This is a genomic window from Pseudomonas sp. FP2309, from assembly GCF_030687575.1.
In the GTDB taxonomy this organism is placed as follows: domain Bacteria; phylum Pseudomonadota; class Gammaproteobacteria; order Pseudomonadales; family Pseudomonadaceae; genus Aquipseudomonas.
This window is the reverse complement of the sequence record NZ_CP117439.1, coordinates 23,339-43,529: the sequence shown is the minus strand read 5'-3', so window position 1 is coordinate 43,529 and position 20,191 is coordinate 23,339. Positions and strand designations below refer to the sequence as shown.

Sequence of the window (20,191 nt, the reverse complement as noted above, 5' to 3'; positions counted from 1 at the left end):
GTGCCTGTCATGCGTCAGCTCTTGCTTTGCGTCGCCGTCGTGCTCATCAGTGCCTGTACGTCGACCCCCGTGCCGCCAGCCGATCCGCAGCAAGCCTGGGTCGATTTCGCCACGCCGACGCCGGGTGCCAAACTGGTGATGGCGCAGCGCCTGGACGGCAAAAACCTTAACGACGGACGTTATTTCCAAATGCCGCCCGGAGCGCATGAGCTGATGGTGCGCTTTGACTTTGAGGTGCCTTCCGGCGGAGGCCTGGGCGGATTCAGCGCCATGCAGTACCGCACCTGCTTCATGACCTTGCAGTACGAGCATTTCCAGGCAGGCCGGCGCTATGTGCTGGAGGGGCGCTCGCTGGCCTTCACGCCCAACATTCGGCTGTACGACTCAGCGCGGCAGTTGCTGGCCGAGGAACGCAGCGTCAACTGCCTCTGATCAGTCGTTGTTTTTTTGGTAGATGATGCGCTTGGTGCCGTTTTCGCATGAGCCGACAATCATGGCACTGTCGTGGTTCTGGGCTTCTTCGGCGGTGATGATTTCCAGGGTGTAGGACGGAATCGCCTTGGCCTGGATCTTCACTTCAATCTCTTTCCTGAGTTCTTCACAATCTTTTGGAGCGGCCACGGCCGATGTGGCCAACACAGCGCAGATGATCGCCAAGGCAAAACGTTTCATGTGTGAAGCTCCCTGAATGCACCGCGCACGGGTGTGCGCCTAGGCTGCATGGCTATTCGACCACAGTTTGCAAACACGAGTTCTGATTTAACGCATAGCGGAAGGTGGGTGCGGGGCTGGCCCCGGCATGGGTACATTGCAAACCCATGGGGCCACTTTGCAGCCCAATGCTGGGCAAGCCCGCTCACCACGGCAGGCCCGCCCTACAGTTAACCCCCTGTGAATGGCGGGTTTGTCAGTTTACCAACGTGCCATCCAGGGTGATGGTCGCGTTCAGCACCTTGGACACCGGGCACCCTTCCTTGGCCTTCTTGCTCAGCTCATCGAACTGCGCCTGGCTTGCGCCGGGGATCTTGGCTTTGAGAATCAGGTGCACAGCGGTAATCGCAAAGCCGCCGTCGACTTGGTCCAGCGTCACTTCAGCCTGGGTGTCGATGCTGTCAGCCTTCAAGCCGGCGTCGCCGAGAATCATGGAAAAGGCCATCGAGAAACAGCCGGCATGGGCCGCGCCGATCAGCTCTTCCGGGTTGGTGCCCTTGCCGCCTTCAAAACGCGCCTTGAAGCCGTAGGGCGCTTCACGCAGTACCCCGGTTTCCGTGGAGATGGAACCCAGGCCAGTCTTCAGGTCACCTTCCCAATGCGCGGATGCTTTTTTAACGATACTCATAGCGGTCTCCTCGAACGGTGGTTTTGCGTCAGTAAGGGTTCTGAGGATAGACGGCGGGGCAAAGTTCACCTTGTCGGAGAAACCCAGGAATTTAGTAGGAAATTTCCAGCTCAGCTATTGAATCTCGGGTATATGCCCTCATTGCATAGAACATGCACATGAAGCAGCAGGTTTTGGTTCGTCTAAGAAGCCTGCGCCCCCATTGGAGAAGCAGGCTTATGAAATCGCTGTCCGACGTGAAATTCTCGACCCTCGACCTGGTGCCCGTGCGCGCCAATGGCAGCCCGGCGCAGTCGCTGCGCAATTCCCTGGACCTGGCCCAGCACGTGGAAAAATTCGGCTACAACCGTTTCTGGGTGGCCGAACACCACAACATGGACGGCATCGCCAGCTCGGCCACCTCGGTGTTGCTGGGTTACCTGGCCGGCGGCACGTCGACCATCCGCGTCGGCTCCGGCGGCGTGATGCTGCCCAACCATGCGCCGCTGGTGATCGCCGAACAGTTCGGCACCCTGGAAAGCCTTTACCCCGGCCGTATCGACCTGGGCCTGGGGCGCGCACCCGGTTCCGACCAGATGACCGCCCGCGCCCTGCGCCGTGAGCGCTCCGGCAGCGCCGACGACTTCCCGCAGGACGTGGCCGAGCTGATGGCCTACCTGGGCCCGCGCACACCCGATCAACGGGTGATCGCCGTGCCCGGTACCGGCACCAACGTCCCGGTCTGGCTGCTGGGTTCCAGCCTGTTCAGCGCGCAGCTGGCAGGGGAGCGCGGTTTGCCCTACGCATTCGCCTCCCATTTCGCACCGCGCCTGATGCACGAGGCGATTCGCGTCTACCGCAATCACTTCAAGCCTTCGGCCGTGCTGGACAAGCCCTACGTGATGCTCGGCATTCCGCTGGTGGCGGCCGACACCGACGAACAGGCGGACTACCTGGCCACCTCGGTGTACCAGCGCATCCTCGCGCTGATGCGCGGCCAGAGCCTGGTGCAGCGCCCGCCGGTAAAAACCATGGACGGCCTGTGGCTGCCTCACGAAAAAGACGCTGTCGGCAGCTTCCTCGGCCTGGCCATGGTCGGCAGTCCGGCGAAGATCCGCGCCAAGCTGGAGGTGCTGATCGAGCAAACCGGCGCCGACGAGCTGATCTTCACCTGCGACCTGTATGAACACGCCGACCGAATTCATTCCTACGAGCTGCTCGCGCAGTTGATGCAGGCATAACCCCCAGGCGAAAAAAAACCGACGCACCTGCGTCGGTTTTTTATGTCTGCAACACGGGATTAACCGCGCTTATAGACGATTTCCTTGGTGCCACCTTCACAGGTGCCAACCACTTGGGCGTCGGTTGAGGCGCCTTTATCTACGACTTCCAGCGAATAACCCGACGCGCCTTTGGCATCGATCTTCGCTGCGATTTCACTTTTAAGCTCTTCACAAGGCTTGCCCGCCGCCAGGGCTGTGCCCGCGATGCTCAACAAACCTACCGCTAGCAGGAACTTCTTCATCCGTTACTTTCCTTGCGCTGATCAAAAAGAGCGTGCCGACACACAGGGGGTCGGCACATTGTCTTGTAGCGCAGGTTATGGCAATCGGCCAGCCAGCAAAGTTCAACTCTGCCGATTAACTACTGGCAATTCGGAACCCCACTTTGAGGGTGACCTGAAAGTGCGCGGCCTTGCCGTCCTTGATGTGACCACGGGTTTCGGTCACTTCAAACCACTCAAGATGCTTGATGCTTTTGTTGGCCTCGGCCAGGGCGTTGTTGATCGCATCTTCGATGCTGGTGGTGGAAGAGCCCACCAATTCGACTTTCTTGTAGGTGTGATGATCAGACATAGCGTTTCTCCTGAGGGTCGTCAATAAAGCCTAGCAGTCAAAGCTCATACTGCTTCTGGCGACCGTTCCTACCCGAAAGTTCAGATTTACTGCACTTTCTGAAAGCGCAGGAGTCGGTATCTACACACGCCACTCAATCACTTCAGGAGAGTCCACATGGCCAACACTTCTTTACGTAAAGCGTCGCTGGAAAGCATGGAAGCCGAGATTTCGAGCCTGCTCAAGTCGCTTGAGAGCCTCAAGGACGATGCGTCCGATGAGTCGCGCAAGACCCTCAAGGCCCTGAAAAGCAATGCCGAAAATGCCCTCAAGCATTCGCGTCACCTGATCAGCGATGCCTATGAAGAGAGCAAAGTCAAAATCCGCGAAACCGGTGTTGCAACCCGGGACTACGCGCAAGAGCACCCATGGACTACAGCCGGTGTGGCTGTAGGCGCCCTGGGCCTGCTCGCAGCCTACCTGCTGTGCAAACGCGGTGACTAAACCGGCTCGCGCAACAGCTCAGCCTTGAGCCATTGCGCCAACTGCCCGGCGCGCCCATCTGCGGCGCGCTTGGGTAGCCACAACGCCAGGTGCGCCGCCGTTTCACTGAACCCCCACGGCGCCACCAGGCGACCCGCACGCACGTCCTCTGCAACCAGCGGTTGCGGCGCGATTGCCACGCCCAAGCCGGCCACCGCGGCCTCCAGCAAATAATACAAATGCTCAAACCCCTGGCCGTGTTTCAACGCGTCGGGCTTGATCCCATGGTGCTGCGCCCAACTCGGCCAAGCCTGGGGTCGCGAGGTGGTGTGCAGCAACGCTTCGCCACACAAGGCCGAAGCGGGCGCTTGGCGCAGGCGCTCGTAGCCGGCGAAACGCGGGCTCATGACCGGGCCGATACGCTCGCTGGCCAGTTCATACACCTGCATGTCCGCTGGCCACGGTGGCTCAGCAAAGACCAAAAGGGCATCCAGACCCGGACGACGCGGATCAAGATCGCCATCACCGGCCGACAAATGCAGACGCAGGTCCGGCAGGTCGGCGTTCAAGCGCCCCAGGCGCGGAATCAACCAGCGTGCCAACAAACTGCCTGAACACCCCAACACGAATGGCGCATCGGCACTGCGCTGGGTGAGTTCGGCACACACGTCCCTTAAACGCTCGAAGGCTTCGGCGCTGGCATCGCGCAATCGAATGCCGGCATCTGTGAGTTTAAGGCCACGCCCATCTTTCACGAACAGACCCACGCCAAGGTGCTCTTCCAACACCTTGAGCTGGCGGCTTACCGCGCCATGGGTCACATGCAACTGCTCCGCAGCTCCGCTGACGCTGTTGAGCCGGGCGGCAGCTTCAAATGCACGCAAGGCGTTCAGCGGTGGAAGGTCTCGGCTCATATGTGAGTTTTCCTGACAGGTTGCGGCGATCTTATCGGTTTTCAGCTGACTGCGTCAGGGGTAGAGTGGCCCTCATTGTTTCTTACACACCTTTTCCTGGAGCGTCCCATGACTCAGTCCCAGACCGATCTACGCAACGGCCCAGACGCCAACGGCCTGTTTGGCGCGTTCGGCGGCCGCTACGTCGCTGAAACCCTGATGCCGTTGATCCTTGAACTGGCGCGCGAATACGAAGCGGCCAAGATTGATCCGGCGTTCAATGAGCAATTGGCCTACTTCCAGCGCGACTATGTTGGCCGCCCAAGCCCGCTGTATTTTGCCGAACGCCTGACTGAATACTGCGGCGGCGCCAAGATCTACCTCAAGCGCGAAGAGCTGAATCACACCGGCGCGCACAAGATCAACAACTGCATCGGCCAGATCCTGCTGGCGCGGCGCATGGGCAAAAAACGCATCATCGCCGAGACCGGCGCCGGCATGCATGGTGTGGCCACCGCCACCGTCGCCGCGCGTTTTGGCCTGCAGTGCGTGATCTACATGGGCACCACCGACATTGAGCGCCAACAGGCCAACGTGTTCCGCATGAAGCTGCTGGGCGCCGAAGTGATCCCGGTGGTCGCCGGCACCGGCACCCTCAAAGACGCGATGAACGAAGCCCTGCGTGACTGGGTGACCAACGTCGACGACACCTTCTACCTGATCGGCACCGTGGCCGGCCCGCACCCATACCCGGCGATGGTGCGCGACTTCCAGGCCGTGATCGGCAAGGAAACCCGCACCCAGATGCAAGCCCAGGAAGGCCGCCTGCCGGACAGCCTGGTGGCGTGCATCGGCGGTGGCTCCAACGCCATGGGCCTGTTTCACCCGTTCCTGGATGACACCAGCGTCGAGATCATCGGCGTGGAAGCGGCCGGCTACGGTATTGCCACCGGCAAACACGCCGCCAGCCTCAACGGCGGCGTACCGGGCGTGCTGCACGGCAACCGCACCTTCCTGCTGCAGGACGACGATGGCCAGATCATCGATGCCCACTCGATCTCCGCCGGCCTCGATTACCCTGGCATCGGCCCGGAACACGCCTGGTTGCATGACATCGGCCGCGCCCAATACACCTCGGTGACCGACGACGAGGCTCTGATCGCATTCCACAAGTGCTGCCGCCTGGAAGGGATTATTCCCGCACTGGAAACCGCCCACGCCTTGGCCGAAGTGTTCAAACGCGCACCGAATCTGCCGAAGGATCACCTGATGGTGGTCAACCTCTCCGGCCGTGGCGACAAAGACATGCAAACCGTGATGCACCACATGGAACAGTCCCAGCAGGAGAAACACTGATGAGCCGCCTGCAAACGCGCTTTGCCCAACTCAAAGAACAGAACCGTGCTGCGTTGGTGACCTTCGTCACGGCGGGCGATCCGGGTTATGACGCCTCCCTGGCGATCCTCAAGGGCTTGCCGGCGGCCGGCGCCGACGTGATCGAGTTGGGCATGCCCTTCACCGACCCAATGGCCGACGGCCCGGCGATCCAACTGGCCAACATCCGCGCGCTGGAGGCCAAGCAGAACCTGGCCAAAACCCTGCAAATGGTTCGCGAGTTCCGCAAGGACAACAACGACACCCCCCTGGTATTGATGGGCTACTTCAACCCCATCCACAAATACGGCGTGCCGGCGTTCATTGCCGACGCCAAAGAAGCCGGTGTAGACGGCCTGATCGTGGTCGACATGCCGCCCGAGCATAACAGCGAACTGTGCGACCCGGCCCAGGCCGCAGGCATCGACTTTATCCGCCTGACCACACCGACCACCGACGACGTGCGCCTGCCGACCGTGCTCAACGGCAGCTCCGGCTTTGTGTATTACGTATCGGTCGCCGGTGTGACCGGCGCCGGTGCCGCGACCCTGGAGCACGTCGAAGAAGCCGTGACCCGCCTGCGCCGCCATACCGACCTGCCGATCAGCATCGGTTTTGGTATCCGCACGCCGGAACAGGCCGCAGCTATCGCGCGCCTGGCAGACGGCGTGGTGGTGGGGTCGGCACTGATCGATCACATCGCCACGGCCAGCAACGATCAGCAAGCCATCGACGGCGTGTTGAGCCATTGCGCGGCGTTGGCGGAAGGTGTTCGCAACGCACGTAAGTAAGCCGCAGGTAAGGCGTAGGTAAAGTTCCTGATACAGAGGAATCAACCCGTCGGAGCAGGGCCTAACACGCAAGACCAAGGGATTTCGAACCTCGTTCGAAATCCCTTTTTTGTGTGCGCGCCCTGAGGAATACCCGATGAAAATGCCCAAATCCTTGATTGCAGGTCTTGGTGTGCTGGTGCTCGGCGCCAGCGCCCTGGTGCACGCCGCGCCGCCTGACCCGCGCGGCGATGACCGTGGCGGCCCGCAAGGCCCGCATGAGCAACGTGGCGACGACCATCGTGGCCCGCCGGACAACCGCCGCGGCGGCCCACCTCAGGACTTTGGCCCGGTGCGTCAGATCATCCACGACAACCACGGCCAGTTCGCCCGTGGCGCACCGCCGCCGCCCAATGTACGCCTGATGCGTGGCCGACCGCTGCCGCCCGGCTACTACGGCGAACGCCTGGACCACCGCGCCCTGGCGCGTCTGCCCGTCTACCCAGGTTACGAATGGCGCCGTTCGGGGCCGGACGTGGTGCTGATCGCGGTGGGCACCGGCATCGTCTACGAGATTCTGGAGGGCGTGCTCAACTGACGCTGATTCAGCTTGCTCGCCACAACACGTTGACTGGGTGCAGCAAGCTCGCATTGGGCGGTTTTACCCGTTCAGTTCGATGCGCTCGACCTTGCCTACCAGCAGCACGTAGGACAGCGCGCCCAGCAACGCCAGCACCGCGATATACGTGATCGCCGGCGCAAACGAATCGCCGCTGGCCAAAAAGCCAATCACGATCGGTGTGGCAATCGCCGACAGGTTGCCTATGAAGTTGAACACGCCCCCGGTCAGCCCCAGCAACCGCGCGGGCGCCAGGGTCGATACCAGTGACCAGGTAATCGAAGCCAGCCCATTACCGAAAAACGCCACCGCCAGGAACGCGATCACCCACGCGGTCGAGTCCACGTAGTTGGCGCCGATGATCGCGGTCGAAATCAACAGCCCGCCAATGATCGGTAACTTGCGCGCAAAGCCCACCGAGGCGCCACGGCGAATCAGCCAGTCGGAAAAAATCCCGGAACACAGCACGCCGATAAACGCCGCGAGGAACGGCAGCGATGCCAGCAGGCCGGACTTGATGAAGTCCATGCCGCGGTATTTCACCAGGTAGGTGGGAAACCAGGTCAGGAAGAACCACAGGGTGGAGTTCAGGCAGAACTGGCCCAGGTAGATGCCCCAAAGTTTGCGCTGGCTCAATACGATGCCCAGATCGACCCAACTGAAGGGCGCCTTCACCGTTTTGGTCTGCATATCGACCAGCCCACCGCCTTCGCGGATCAGTTCGATCTCGGCGGCATTGGCGCCTTTGAAGTCTTTCGGCTCGCGATACACCGCATACCAGATCGCCGCCCACACGATGCCCACGCCGCCGGTGACGACAAACACCATGTGCCAGCCGAAAGTGTGCTGCAGCCAGGCCAGCACCGGCGTGAGAAACGCCAGCCCAACGAACTGCCCCGAGGTGTAGAACCCGATCGCCGTCGCACGCTCGCGCTCGGGAAACCAGGTGGTGACCACGCGGCTGTTGATCGGATAGGCCGGCGCCTCAAGTGCGCCGACCGCCATACGCAGCACGAACAGCGCAATGAAGCTGGCGGCAAAACCCAGCATGACCGTGGCGATGGACCACAGCAGCAACGCCACGCTGTAAAGGATGCGCGGCGGCACGCGGTCCACCAGCCAGCCGCCGGGGATCTGCATCGCAGCGTAGGTCCAACCGAACGCAGAGAAAATCAGCCCGACATGCACCGGATCGATGCCCAACTCGCTGGTCAACGCGGGCGCGGCAATCGACAGGTTGCTGCGGTCGAGGTAGTTGATCACCACGGTGATAAACAGCAGCACCATGATAAAAAAACGCTTTCGGGTAGGCGCGACGAGAGAAGCCTGCCCGGTGAAGGATTCAGGTTGCATGGGGGTTTGCCTCTTCTTATGTTTGTTGAGGACAGGTCTTACTGACGAGAACCGGCCAATGTGGGAGCGCGCTCCCACATTTTTTGCCGAGTGTCTTCAGGTGAACATCACCACTCGGCAAAGCTGCCGTCGGCATGGCGCCAGATCGGGTTGCGCCAGCGGTGGCCGATGGCGGCGCGCTCGATCACGTATTCCTCGTTGAGCTCGATACCCAGCCCCGGCCCGTTGGGGATCTTCACAAAACCCTGGTCATAGTCGAACACGCCAGGGTCGCGCACGTAGTCGAGCAGGTCGTTGCTCTCGTTGTAGTGAATGCCCAGGCTCTGCTCCTGGATAAACGCGTTGTAGCAAACCGCATCCAGTTGCAGGCAGGCGGCCAGGGCAATCGGGCCCAGCGGGCAGTGCAGGGCCAGCGCGACGTCGTAGGCTTCGGCCATGTTGGCGATTTTGCGGGTTTCGGTGATGCCGCCGGCGTGGGACGCATCCGGTTGGATGATGTCGACGTAGCCTTCGCTGAGCACCCGTTTGAAGTCCCAACGCGAGAACAGGCGCTCGCCCAGGGCGATGGGCGTGCTGGTCAGCGGCGCCAGTTCCTTGAGCGCTTCGTAGTTTTCACTGAGCACGGGCTCTTCGATGAACATCAGTTTGTATGGGTCCAGCTCTTTCATCAGCACCTTGGCCATGGGTTTGTGCACACGGCCATGGAAGTCGACGCCGATGCCCACATTGGGCCCCACTGCATCACGCACAGCGGCCACGTTGGCCAGGGCGAGGTCGACTTTTTCGAAGCTGTCGACGAACTGCAATTCTTCGGTGCCGTTCATTTTTACAGCGGTAAAGCCGCGCGCCACGGCTTCTTTGGCCGCGCGGGCGGTGTCGGCGGGGCGGTCGCCGCCGATCCACGAGTACACGCGGATCTTGTCACGCACCTGGCCGCCCAGCAGGTCACTGACGGACACGCCAAGCGCCTTGCCCTTGATGTCCCACAGCGCCTGGTCGATGCCGGCCAGCGCGCTCATGTGCACGGCGCCGCCACGGTAGAAGCCGCCGCGATAGAGCACGGTCCAGATGTCTTCGATATTGCGCGGGTCTTTGCCGATCAGGTAGTCGGACAGTTCTTCGACGGCCGCAGCCACGGTGTGCGCGCGGCCCTCGACCACGGGCTCCCCCCAGCCGGTCACGCCCTGGTCAGTTTCGACCTTGAGGAAGCACCAGCGCGGCGGGACGATAAAGGTCGTCAGTTTGGTGATTTTCATCTGTTATCTCTCTTATCGATGCGGCGCCTGCGGGCGCGGAACTTGATATCAGCTCAGGGCTTTCCAGGCGGCGACATAGGCCGTGGCGCGGCTTGCGACCTGATCCACCGTCATGCCCGGTTTGAACAACCCGGAACCCAGCCCGAAACCCTTGGCGCCGGCGTCGGTAAACACCTGCATATTGTCCGGGTTGATGCCGCCTACCGGCAGCAGCAAGGTGCCCGCCGGCAAAACCGCGAGCCACGCCTTGATCACTGCCGGACCCATTTGCTCGGCCGGGAACAGCTTCAACACGTCGGCGCCTTCGGCCAGTGCGGCGAAGGCTTCAGTGGGCGTGGCCACACCTGGCGACAGGTACAGGCCTGCCGCTTTGGCGGCACGCAATACCTTGGCATCGCTATGGGGCATGACGATCACCTGGCCACCGGCGGCTTTCACCTGCTCGACCTGCTCGGGGGTCAGCACCGTACCGGCACCGATCAGACAGTCGGCGGGCAGGCTGTCGCGCAGGGTGCGAATGCTGGTGTAGGGGTCCGGCGAATTCAGCGGCACTTCGATCACGCGAAAACCGGCGTCGTATAACACCTGGCCGACGGCCTGGGCTTCGTCCGGGCGCACGCCACGCAGGATCGCGATCAAACCGTTTTGTGCGAGTGCTTTCTTGAGCATGTCAGGCCTCCGATACAGGCTGAATGAGCCCGGCCGCCACGGCCAGTTGCCAGAGGCCGCGCTCGGTGGCCTCTTGCGCCAGGCTGACGTGGGCGAAGCCGCAAAGGGCGAGGGCGCGTTGGTAGCGGGCGCACAACGGGGCTGCGCCCACCAGAATGATGGGGAAACTGCGGGCAATGGCCGGCAGGCCGGCAAGTTCATGGCCGATCATCAGGCCTGACAGGTAATCGGGCTGTTCATCCGGCGCGAGTTCGGCGGTGAGCCCCAGGGTACGTGCGCTGAACAAGGTCGACAGCACGCCGCGCTCGCCTTCCTGGGACAACGCCACCTGCACGCCACGATCAAACGCCGCGGCCTGGAACGTTGCAGAGTTTTGTTGGGTACGACCCAGGATGCTGTGCTTGCTCAGCACCGCGAACACCTCACCGGTCATGAAGGTATCGAAGTGCGTGATGCAACCGTCGACGACCTCGACCCATTTTGAGTGGCTGCCCGGCAGGCCAATCAACACCTCAGCGTTCAGCCCTTGCAGCACGCCGAGCACTTGGGTTTCTTCGCCGCGCATCACATTGGGCAAACCGACCTGCTCGATCACGCCGGGCACGATATGCACCTCCACGCCGCGCACGCTGCGCACGCTGCGCACTTTATGCAGCGCCTGACCCAGGCTGGCAACGTCGACGGGGGTATTGCGATAGGCCGCCTCGCTCCAGCCCTGGGCGCTGCCGACCATGCCGCAGGCGATGACCGGGACGCCAGGCTGGGCATCGAGCCAATCACCGCAGGCCGCATCGAAGGCCAATTCGAAGCCATCGCTGCACAGTACGCCGGCGATCTCACGGGGCTCGGTGGGCAAATGCATGATGCCCGAGGCCAGCGAGCGTTGTTCCAGCACCACGCCTGCGGGGCCGAGTTTGTAAGCACGAAGGGAGCTGGTTCCCCAATCGAGCGCGATCAATTGCGCCTGCATCGCTTCACCTGAAATGAGTGGGTGCCGAAAAAAGCGGATGGGCGAATATAAACCTATGCCTCGACATATCTCAATATATAAATATCAGTCCCATATATTGGGAGAATGACAAACGAAGCTCTACGGCCTTTCAGGGCAGTTCAGACGTAGTGATTGGCGAAGTAGGTTAAAAAGCGCTCAGGTCCAGGGTGCGCATGGCCCCCATCCAGATCGCGTAATCGGTGTGGTCTTTCAGGTCATTGCCGGTGTCCGGGTGCAGGAACACCACCAGACCGTTGCGATGCAGCGCCAGCCACGGCAGCACCACGCCAATGTACTCCGGGGCAAATGCCAGCTGGCAGCTCCAGTCCGGGTGCGGGCCGACGGGACGCTCATGCATGCGCCCCATTTGCAGCGGGAAGAGTTTTACCGCGTCCTCGCACAAGGTGCGCGCCTGATCGAGGGTGCTGGCGTCAAAGTAGATATGGGCGTGATAGCCCTTGATACGTTGCATGGCGGGCTCCGGATCCAATGTGCGCCAAAGGCTAGACCGCAATCGACGGCAGGGCCAGCCCGGTCAATGACTGCGCGCTGCTGGCTTGCTCCGCCAGCAGCCACTCGACAAATCGGTCCACCAGTTGCCCCCGGCGTTTGCGTTGGGGCTGCACCACGTAATAACCGAACCGTGACATCACCGTTTCGCCGAACGGCCGGCACAGCCAGTTCTGCTCCAGCAGGTTGTCCACCAGGTGGCGCCAGCCGATGGCGACGCCCTGGCCGGCGATCGCGGCCTGGATAAGCAGCGTGTAGTTATCGAACCGCAATTGACCGGGCGTGGGCGCAACGGCGATCCCCAATTCGCGAAACACGCCGCTCCAGTCGAACCACTGGCTGTTGTTTTCCTGGCGCAGGTGCAGCAACGGAAAATCGTGCAAATTTTGTACAGTCAGCGGCGTGGCCTGGGCCTGGAGCCATTGCGGGCTGCACACCGGGAACACTTCCTCGTTGAACAGCCACAGGCTATCGCCTTGCTTGAAGCGGCCGTCGCCAAACAGTACAGCCACGTCGATGTCACTGCGCAGCGTGGCGTGGTTGCGCTCGCTGGTCACCAGGCTCACATCCACCTGCGGGTTGGCCTGGTGGAAGCGGTGCAGGCGCGGCATCAGCCAGTAGGCGGCGAACGCGAAGTCGGTGGCCACTTGCAGTACTTCGTGCTGGTCTTGTTGGGTAATGGCGCTGAGGCCGGCGTTGATGGCCTGCAATCCCCCTTGCGCGTGTTCGAACAACAGGGCGCCGGCGTCGGTCAGCTCAATGCCACGGTAGATGCGATCAAACAGGCGAATAGCCAGTTGTTCCTCGAGTCGCTTGATCTGCTGGCTGATCGCCGGCTGGGTGGTGCCCAACTCCATGGCCGCCGCGGTGAAGCTGCGATGGCGTGCGGCCGCTTCGAACGCGCGCAGCAGGTCGAGGGACACACTACCGAGGGATTCATACATAAGCGGTACTTATCCTAGACATTGCTTTTCATGGGCTTTACCCCGTTTTCCATGGGCTGCATGCTCATTGGCATAAACATCGCCTATGGAATGCCGAGAACCCATGAAGCGCAAGAACATTCTTTTTATCATGGCCGATCAAATGGCTGCGCCGATGCTGCCGTTCTACGGACCTTCCCCGATCAAGCTGCCAAACCTGAGCCGCCTTGCCGAACAGGGTGTGGTGTTCGACGCCGCCTACTGCAACAGCCCGCTGTGCGCGCCGTCGCGCTTTACCCTGGTCAGCGGCCAGTTGCCGAGCAAGATCGGCGCCTACGACAACGCGGCGGATTTCCCCGCCGACGTACCGACCTATGCCCACTACCTGCGACGCCTCGGCTACCGTACTGCGCTGTCAGGCAAGATGCATTTTTGCGGCCCCGACCAGTTGCACGGCTATGAAGAGCGCCTGACCAGCGACATCTACCCCGCCGACTACGGCTGGGCGGTGAACTGGGACGAACCGGACGTACGCCCCACCTGGTACCACAACATGTCATCGGTACTGCAGGCCGGACCGTGCGTGCGCACCAACCAGCTGGATTTCGACGAGGAGGTGGTGTTCAAGGCCCAGCAGTACCTGTTTGATCATATTCGCGAGGACGGCGACCAGCCGTTCTGCCTGACCGTGTCGATGACCCATCCCCACGACCCATACACCATTCCCAAACCGTTCTGGGACCTGTACGACGACAGTGACATTCCCTTGCCTGCAACGCCTGCGCAAGCGGATCTGGACCCGCATTCCAAGCGCCTGCTCAAGGTCTACGACCTGTGGGACAAACCGCTGCCGGTGGATAAGATCCGCGATGCGCGCCGCGCCTACTTCGGCGCGTGCAGTTACATCGACAGCAACGTCGGCAAGCTGCTGCAAACCCTGGAGGACACCGGCCTGGCCGACGATACGATCATCGTGTTCTCCGGCGACCACGGCGACATGCTCGGCGAGCGTGGCCTCTGGTACAAAATGCACTGGTTTGAAATGGCCGCCCGCGTGCCATTGCTGGTCAGTGCACCGGGGCAGTTCGCAGCGGCTCGCGTCGCCAGCGCGGTGTCAACCGCTGACCTGCTGCCGACCCTGGTGGAAATGGCCGGCGGCCAGTTGGACCCGCGCCTGCCACTCGATGGCCGCTCGCTGATGCCACACTTGCAAGGGCAGGGCGGCCACGACGAAGTGTTCGGCGAATACATGGCCGAAGGCACCGTCGGCCCGCTGATGATGATTCGCCGGGGGGCCTACAAATTTATCTACAGCGAGGACGATCCCTGCCTGCTGTTCGATGTACGCAACGACCCTCGGGAGCAGCAAGAGCTCAGCGCATCGCCGCAGCATCGGGCGCTGTTCGAGGCTTTCCTGAACGAGGCGCGAGCCAAATGGGACATTCCGGCGATTCACCAACAGGTGCTCGCAAGCCAGCGTCGTCGTCGCCTGGTGTTCGAGGCACTGACCCAAGGCAAGCTGAAGAGCTGGGATCACCAGCCGCTGGTGGACGCCAGTCAGCAATACATGCGCAACCATATCGACCTCGACGACCTGGAGCGCAAGGCACGTTATCCACAACCCTGCCAAAACCAATAAACACAGAGGGAAGGCCATGCAAAAGTTAACGGTAATGCTGGGCATTCTGGCGTTGAGCAGCGCCAATGTGTACGCGGACGCCAAGTGTGAAACGGTGAAAATGGCCGATCCCGGCTGGAGTGACATTGCCGCGACCAACGCCATCACCGGTTTTTTGCTGACGGGCATGGGCTACAAAGCCAAAGTCGACACCCTGGCGGTGCCGATCACCTTTGGCGGGCTCAAGGACGGCCAGGTGGATGTATTCATGGGCAACTGGATGCCGGCGCAGCAGGGCTTCTACGATAAATTCGTGGCCAATGGCGACGTCGTGCAACTGGCGAAAAACCTCGACGGCACCGAGTTCACCCTCGCCGTACCGGACTATGTATGGGACGCGGGTGTGCATGACTTCGCCGATCTGAATAAATTCGCCGACAAGTTCGACAAGAAGATCTACGGGATCGGCTCTGGCGCACCGGCCAACATTTCGTTGCAGGAGATCATCAAGAAAAACGACTTCGACCTCGGCCAGTGGAAGCTGATCGAGTCCAGCGAACAGGCAATGCTTGCCGAAGTCTCGCGGGCGGTGAAGAAACAACGCTTCGTCACCTTCCTCGGCTGGACGCCGCACCCGATGAACGTGCAGTTGAAGATGCACTACCTCAAAGGTGGCGAGAAGTACTTCGGCGACACCGGCAGCGTCTACACCCTGACTCGCAAGGGTTATGCACAGGCCTGCCCGAACGTAGGAAAACTGCTGACCAACCTGAGTTTTACCCAGGAGATGGAGAACAGCATCATGGCCGAAGTGGCCAACAAAAAGGTCAGCAACGCCGATGCGGCAAAGGCGTGGATCAAGGCCAACCCGGCGGTGCTGGATAAGTGGCTCGACGGCGTGAAAACCGTGGATGGCAAAGAGGCGTTGCCGGCGGTCAAAGCCCAACTCTAAAACGCGCGCCTGCAAGATCACCCTACTGTGGCGAGCGGGCTTGCTCGCGCCAGCCTGCGCAAGCAAGCTCGCCACAACCTGATAACCTGCCCCCAACACGCCTTTTTATCCGAGTCTGCGATGCCCCGGCCCAACCGCCACACCCTCTTTCCTTTCCTCAGTTGGCTACCGCGCCAGACCCGCGCCAGCGTCGGGCGGGACGCGATGGTCGGTCTCAGCGGCGCCGTGCTCGCCTTGCCGCAGTCGATTGCCTACGCGCTGATCGCCGGGCTCCCACCGGAATACGGCCTGTACGCCGCGATCATCCCGGTGTTGATCGCCTGCCTGTGGGGCTCGTCGTGGCACCTGATCTGTGGGCCAACAGCGGCGATTTCCATTGTGCTCTACGCCAGCATCAGTCCGTTGGCCGTGCCGGGCTCGAAGGACTACATCACCCTGATCCTGTTGCTGACATTCCTCGCCGGGGTGTTCCAGTGGCTGCTGGGCATGCTGCGCTTTGGTGCGCTGGTGAATTTCATCTCCCATTCGGTGGTGCTCGGTTTCACCCTGGGCGCCGCCGTGGTGATCGCCCTGGGGCAGTTGCCGAACCTGCTGGGGCTGGACCTGCCGAGCCAGGCCACGGCGATCAATAGCCTGATGGCATTGATCGAGCATGGCGGCGAGTGGGACCACGCCTCGCTGACGCTGGGCCTGGGCACCTTACTGGTGGGCGCATTGCTCAAGTATCGGGTGCCACGTTGGCCGACCCTGTTGATCGCCCTGGCGTGCGGCAGCCTGGCGGTTTGGCTGTGGCCGGCGATGTTCGGGCACGTGGCGTTGGTCAGCGCGTTTATCGGCAAACTGCCGCCGTTCAGCCCCTTACCGCTGGACCCGGACATGATCCTGCGTCTGCTGCCGAGCGCCGTGGCCTTGGGCATGCTGGGGTTGGTGACCAGCCTGTCGATTGCCCGCTCACTTTCGGCGCGTTCGCAACAACTGCTCGATGCGAATCAGGAAGTGCGTGCGCAGGGCTTGTCCAACATCGTCGGTGGATTTTTTTCCGGTTACTTGTCGGCCGGCTCCTTCACCCGCTCAGGCCTGAGCTACGAGGCCGGCGCCTGTTCGCCATTGGCCGGGGTGTTCTCCGCGCTCTGGGTAGCACTGTTTGCGTTGTTCGGCGCGGCGCTGATCGCGCATATTCCAATCCCGAGCATGGCCGCGAGCATTCTGCTGATTTGCTGGGGCCTGGTGGATCATCGCGGCGTGCGTGCCTTGTTCAGGGTCAGCCGTGCGGAGTTCGTGGTGATGAGCCTGACCTGCGTCGCGACGTTGCTGCTGGAGTTGCAAACCGCGATCTACGCGGGCGTGCTGGCCTCGCTGTTTTTCTACCTCAAGCGCACCTCACAACCTCGCGTGCAGCAATGGCGCGACGGTGAGGACGATGTATTGCGCGTGGGTGGCTCGATCTTTTTCGGCGCCAGCCATTACCTGCAAGTGCGCCTGCAAAGCTTGCAGGGCCAGCGGGTAGTGATCGAGGCGCAGCAGATCAATTTTATCGACTATTCCGGGGTGGAGATGCTGCATCAGGAGGCGCGGCGGTTAAGAGGGCTGGGGCGTAGCCTGACGTTGCGCCGAGCCAGGCCGCAGGTGGTTGAGGAATTGAGGAAGCTGGAGGGGGCCGAAAAATGCCCCATCCACTTTGAAGACTGAACAGCGCTGACGCGGCGGGATTTACGCAGACGCCAACTGTCGACGCAGTTCAGCCAACACCGGCGCCGAATCCGGACGCACGCCGCGCCACAGGAAGAACGCTTCGGCCGCCTGCTCAACCAGCATGCCCAGCCCGTCCATCGCCACGGCGGCGCCCTGTTCAGTCGCCCAGCGGCAGAACGCCGTCGGCGCCTTGGCATACATCATGTCGTAGCAAAACGTCTTGCCCGGTTCGATCAAGCTGCCGGCGATCGGCGGTACGTCGCCTGACAGGCTGGCGGACGTAGCATTGATGATCACGTCCACCGGCTCACGCAGCCAGTCGAAACCACTGGCAGACACAGGGCCCAGATCGTCGAACAGCTCGGCGAGCATTTCGGCTTTTTCTACCGTGCGATTGGCGATAATCAACGAAGCTGGTCGCTCCGCCAGCAACGGCTCCAGTACCCCGCGCACCGCGCCACCGGCGCCCAGCAGCAGAATGCGTTTGCCTTGCAGGTTCAACCCGGCGTTCACCGTCAGGTCCCGCACCAGGCCAGCACCATCGGTGTTATCACCGAGCAACGTGCCATCGCCCAGCTTGCTCAGGGTGTTCACCGCGCCAGCGCGCTGGGCGCGCTCGGTGAGGCTGTCGGCCAGGCGGTAGGCGTCTTCCTTGAAGGGTACGGTGACGTTGGCGCCACGGCCGTGCTGAAAGAACTCGCGGGCACAGTCGGTAAAGCCCTCCAGCGGCGCGAGTAAGGTGCTGTAGTCCAACTGTTCACCGGTCTGCTCGGCGAACAAGCGGTGGATCAATGGCGACTTGCTGTGGCCGATAGGGTTGCCGAAGACGACGTAATGATCCATCAGACCGCCGCCTCTGGCGCAGCTACGCCAAGCCAGTCACGGTCTTGCAGGAAGTAATCGGTCAGGCGCGCTTCGTCGGTGCCGGCTTCGGCTTTCCAGTCGTAGCTCCAGCGCACTTGGGGTGGCAGCGACATCAGAATCGACTCGGTACGCCCGCCCGACTGCAGGCCGAACAGGGTGCCGCGGTCGTAGACCAGGTTGAACTCGACGTAGCGGCCTCGGCGGAATTCCTGGAATTCGCGCTGCTGCTCGGTGTACGCCATGGCCTTGCGGCGCTGCACGATCGGCAGATACGCGTCGATATAGGCGTCGCCGATGGCGCGGATGAAGGCGAAACAGGTGTCGAAGTCCCACTCGTTCAAGTCATCGAAGAACAGACCGCCGATACCGCGCGGCTCGTTACGGTGCTTGATGTGGAAGTAGGTGTCGCACCAGGCCTTGTAGCGCGAGTAGACGTCAGGGCCGAAGGGCGCACAGGCCTGCTCGGCCACGCGGTGCCAGTGGATGCAGTCTTCTTCATTGCCGTAGTAGGGCGTGAGGTCAAAGCCGCCACCGAACCACCATACAGACTCTTCGCCTTCTTTTTCGGCGATGAAAAATCGTACGTTGGCGTGGGACGTCGGTACATGGGGGTTATGCGGATGAATCACCAGGGACACGCCGAGGGCTTCAAACCCCCGGCCGGCCAGCTCCGGGCGATGCGCACTGGCGGACGGCGGCAGGCCGCTGCCGAACACGTGGGAAAAGTTAACGCCGCCTTTTTCGATCACCGCACCGTTTGCGATCACACGGGTGCGACCGCCGCCGCCGGCAGGCCGGGTCCAGGCATCTTCGATAAAGCGAGTGTCCGTCTCGAAGGTTTCCAGAGCGCTGCAAATGCGGTCTTGCAGGTCGAGCAGGTAGGCTTTGACAGCCTCGGTGCGGGTAGTCATGACATCACCTTGAATCGGGCAGCGCTGCGCAAGGCCATGGGGCCTCGGCGGCAAATGGGCGCACAGGATACCACTGCACTCAGGTTCACCGCAGTTGACGAGGATCAAGCTTAGGAGTCCGATAGGGGGCTACGCGAATTCGAACCCAGGAGAAGTGCAGATGGCCAAACGTATCCAGTTCAGTGTCCATGGTGGCCCCGACGTTCTTGACTACGTGGACTACACGCCGGCGGAGCCGGGCCCGCAGCAGGTTCGAGTGCGTAACGAGGCCATCGGCCTGAACTTTATCGACACCTATTTCCGCAGCGGCCTGTACGCACCGCCCGCCTTGCCATCCGGGCTGGGCGCGGAAGGCGCCGGGGTGGTGGATGCCGTCGGCAGTGACGTCAGCCAATTCAAAGTCGGCGACCGCGTGGCCTACGGCAGCGGCCCGCTGGGCGCGTACAGCGAACTGCACGTACTGCCCGCCGCCAATCTGGTGCACCTGCCCGATGAGATCAGCTTCGAACAAGCAGCCGGCGCCATGCTCAAGGGCCTGACCGTGCAGTACCTGCTGCGCCAGACCTATGAGTTGAAGGGGGGCGAAACCATCCTGTTCCACGCGGCAGCCGGTGGCGTCGGCTCCCTGGCCTGCCAGTGGGCCAAGGCGTTGGGCGTGAAGTTGATCGGCACCGTGAGTTCGCCGGAAAAAGCCGCCATAGCCAAAGCCCTCGGTGCGTGGGAAACCATCGACTACAGCAAGGAAAACGTCGCGCAGCGCGTACTGGAACTGACCGACGGTAAAAAGTGCCCGGTCGTGTATGACGGCGTCGGCAAGGACACGTGGCTCACGTCGCTGGACAGCACCGCGCCCCGTGGGCTGGTGGTGAGTTTCGGGAATGCGTCGGGCGCAGTGGACGGCGTGAACCTGGGGATTCTGTCGGCGAAGGGTTCGCTGTACGTGACCCGGCCGACCCTGGCGACCTACGCCAACAATGCGGCGAACTTGCAGGCGATGGCGGATGATCTGTTTTCGATGATCAAAAGCGGCAAGGTGCGCATTGATATCAACCAACGGTATGCGCTGGCGGATGCGGCGAAGGCGCAGACCGAGTTGTCGGGGCGACGCACCACCGGGTCGACGATTTTGCTGCCGTAAGGCGATGGACTTATAGGGGCTG

The 20,191-nt window shown here is 61.9% G+C and carries 23 protein-coding genes; 10 read left to right on the top strand and 13 right to left on the bottom strand.

Features of this window, described 5'->3' with window-relative positions:
• Window positions 1–9 precede the first annotated feature (9 nt).
• Complete coding sequence (locus PSH59_RS00215; protein ID WP_248083291.1) at window positions 10–432, top strand: hypothetical protein; 423 nt, start codon at window positions 10–12, stop codon at window positions 430–432.
• Here PSH59_RS00215 and PSH59_RS00210 read toward each other — a convergent pair whose 3' ends face one another.
• Window positions 433–672 carry a DUF1161 domain-containing protein gene (locus PSH59_RS00210; RefSeq protein WP_248083290.1) on the bottom strand — a complete coding sequence of 80 codons (240 nt, stop codon included), beginning with the start codon at window positions 670–672 and terminating at the stop codon, window positions 433–435.
• A gap of 235 nt (window positions 673–907) precedes the next feature.
• A complete protein-coding gene (locus PSH59_RS00205; protein ID WP_003170750.1) occupies window positions 908–1,339 on the bottom strand; it encodes an OsmC family protein in 432 nt (143 codons plus the stop codon).
• 218 nt (window positions 1,340–1,557) lie between these two features.
• Here PSH59_RS00205 and PSH59_RS00200 point away from each other — a divergent pair, with 218 nt between their 5' ends.
• Window positions 1,558–2,559: an LLM class flavin-dependent oxidoreductase gene (locus tag PSH59_RS00200; RefSeq protein ID WP_248083289.1), complete on the top strand. Its 1,002-nt coding sequence runs from the start codon at window positions 1,558–1,560 to the stop codon at window positions 2,557–2,559.
• Window positions 2,560–2,618: 59 nt separating this feature from the next.
• Here the strand turns inward: PSH59_RS00200 and PSH59_RS00195 are convergent, their stop codons facing one another.
• Window positions 2,619–2,843, bottom strand: a complete 225-nt coding sequence (locus PSH59_RS00195) for a DUF1161 domain-containing protein (RefSeq protein ID WP_057011581.1) — start codon at window positions 2,841–2,843, stop codon at window positions 2,619–2,621.
• 115 nt (window positions 2,844–2,958) lie between these two features.
• A complete protein-coding gene (locus PSH59_RS00190) occupies window positions 2,959–3,174 on the bottom strand; it encodes a dodecin (protein ID WP_005783406.1) in 216 nt (71 codons plus the stop codon).
• Between the two features lie 156 nt (window positions 3,175–3,330).
• On the opposite strand from PSH59_RS00190, the gene PSH59_RS00185 reads away from it, so the two are divergent.
• Window positions 3,331–3,657, top strand: coding sequence for a YqjD family protein (locus tag PSH59_RS00185; protein WP_003170746.1), 327 nt, complete (start codon window positions 3,331–3,333; stop codon window positions 3,655–3,657).
• Here the strand turns inward: PSH59_RS00185 and PSH59_RS00180 are convergent.
• Complete coding sequence (locus tag PSH59_RS00180) at window positions 3,654–4,550, bottom strand: LysR family transcriptional regulator (protein ID WP_248083288.1); 897 nt, start codon at window positions 4,548–4,550, stop codon at window positions 3,654–3,656. The two genes, PSH59_RS00185 and PSH59_RS00180, sit on opposite strands and share 4 nt — an antisense overlap.
• Before the next feature lie 108 nt (window positions 4,551–4,658).
• On the opposite strand from PSH59_RS00180, the gene trpB reads away from it, so the two are divergent.
• From trpB to PSH59_RS00165, 3 genes are all read left to right on the top strand, one after another.
• Window positions 4,659–5,885 carry a tryptophan synthase subunit beta gene (gene trpB / locus PSH59_RS00175; RefSeq protein WP_248083287.1) on the top strand — a complete coding sequence of 409 codons (1,227 nt, stop codon included), beginning with the start codon at window positions 4,659–4,661 and terminating at the stop codon, window positions 5,883–5,885.
• On the top strand, window positions 5,885–6,694 hold the full coding sequence (trpA, locus tag PSH59_RS00170) for a tryptophan synthase subunit alpha (RefSeq protein WP_305394018.1): 810 nt from the start codon (window positions 5,885–5,887) through the stop codon (window positions 6,692–6,694). Before trpB ends, trpA begins: the two co-directional genes overlap by 1 nt.
• Before the next feature lie 136 nt (window positions 6,695–6,830).
• Window positions 6,831–7,271, top strand: coding sequence for an anti-virulence regulator CigR family protein (locus tag PSH59_RS00165; RefSeq protein ID WP_248083273.1), 441 nt, complete (start codon window positions 6,831–6,833; stop codon window positions 7,269–7,271).
• Between the two features lie 63 nt (window positions 7,272–7,334).
• Here the strand turns inward: PSH59_RS00165 and PSH59_RS00160 are convergent, their stop codons facing one another.
• From PSH59_RS00160 to PSH59_RS00135, 6 genes are all read right to left on the bottom strand, one after another.
• Entirely contained in the window at window positions 7,335–8,645 is a 1,311-nt protein-coding gene (locus PSH59_RS00160) for an MFS transporter (protein WP_305394017.1), read from the bottom strand.
• Window positions 8,646–8,752: 107 nt separating this feature from the next.
• Complete coding sequence (gene dgoD / locus PSH59_RS00155; RefSeq protein WP_305394016.1) at window positions 8,753–9,901, bottom strand: galactonate dehydratase; 1,149 nt, start codon at window positions 9,899–9,901, stop codon at window positions 8,753–8,755.
• 48 nt (window positions 9,902–9,949) lie between these two features.
• Window positions 9,950–10,570: a 2-dehydro-3-deoxy-6-phosphogalactonate aldolase gene (locus tag PSH59_RS00150; protein ID WP_248083262.1), complete on the bottom strand. Its 621-nt coding sequence runs from the start codon at window positions 10,568–10,570 to the stop codon at window positions 9,950–9,952.
• Window position 10,571: 1 nt separating this feature from the next.
• Complete coding sequence (locus PSH59_RS00145; RefSeq protein WP_305394015.1) at window positions 10,572–11,540, bottom strand: 2-dehydro-3-deoxygalactonokinase; 969 nt, start codon at window positions 11,538–11,540, stop codon at window positions 10,572–10,574.
• A gap of 166 nt (window positions 11,541–11,706) precedes the next feature.
• Window positions 11,707–12,033 carry a DOPA 4,5-dioxygenase family protein gene (locus PSH59_RS00140; RefSeq protein ID WP_248083258.1) on the bottom strand — a complete coding sequence of 109 codons (327 nt, stop codon included), beginning with the start codon at window positions 12,031–12,033 and terminating at the stop codon, window positions 11,707–11,709.
• 31 nt (window positions 12,034–12,064) lie between these two features.
• Window positions 12,065–13,015 (bottom strand): LysR family transcriptional regulator, encoded by a 951-nt coding sequence (locus PSH59_RS00135; RefSeq protein WP_305394014.1) that lies wholly within the window; start codon window positions 13,013–13,015, stop codon window positions 12,065–12,067.
• A 103-nt stretch (window positions 13,016–13,118) separates the two neighbouring features.
• Between PSH59_RS00135 and betC the strand changes: the two genes are divergently transcribed.
• From betC to PSH59_RS00120, 3 genes are all read left to right on the top strand, one after another.
• On the top strand, window positions 13,119–14,633 hold the full coding sequence (betC, locus tag PSH59_RS00130; RefSeq protein ID WP_248083248.1) for a choline-sulfatase: 1,515 nt from the start codon (window positions 13,119–13,121) through the stop codon (window positions 14,631–14,633).
• Window positions 14,634–14,649: 16 nt separating this feature from the next.
• A complete protein-coding gene (gene choX / locus PSH59_RS00125; RefSeq protein ID WP_248083247.1) occupies window positions 14,650–15,564 on the top strand; it encodes a choline ABC transporter substrate-binding protein in 915 nt (304 codons plus the stop codon).
• Between the two features lie 120 nt (window positions 15,565–15,684).
• Window positions 15,685–17,253 carry a SulP family inorganic anion transporter gene (locus PSH59_RS00120; protein WP_248083245.1) on the top strand — a complete coding sequence of 523 codons (1,569 nt, stop codon included), beginning with the start codon at window positions 15,685–15,687 and terminating at the stop codon, window positions 17,251–17,253.
• Window positions 17,254–17,274: 21 nt separating this feature from the next.
• Here the strand turns inward: PSH59_RS00120 and aroE are convergent, their stop codons facing one another.
• Together aroE and hemF are read right to left on the bottom strand one after the other, a co-directional pair.
• Window positions 17,275–18,099 (bottom strand): shikimate dehydrogenase, encoded by an 825-nt coding sequence (gene aroE / locus PSH59_RS00115; protein WP_248083243.1) that lies wholly within the window; start codon window positions 18,097–18,099, stop codon window positions 17,275–17,277.
• Window positions 18,099–19,031: an oxygen-dependent coproporphyrinogen oxidase gene (gene hemF / locus PSH59_RS00110; protein ID WP_305394013.1), complete on the bottom strand. Its 933-nt coding sequence runs from the start codon at window positions 19,029–19,031 to the stop codon at window positions 18,099–18,101. Before hemF ends, aroE begins: the two co-directional genes overlap by 1 nt.
• Before the next feature lie 160 nt (window positions 19,032–19,191).
• On the opposite strand from hemF, the gene PSH59_RS00105 reads away from it, so the two are divergent.
• Window positions 19,192–20,169 carry an NADPH:quinone reductase gene (locus PSH59_RS00105; RefSeq protein ID WP_248083238.1) on the top strand — a complete coding sequence of 326 codons (978 nt, stop codon included), beginning with the start codon at window positions 19,192–19,194 and terminating at the stop codon, window positions 20,167–20,169.
• Window positions 20,170–20,191 lie beyond the last annotated feature (22 nt).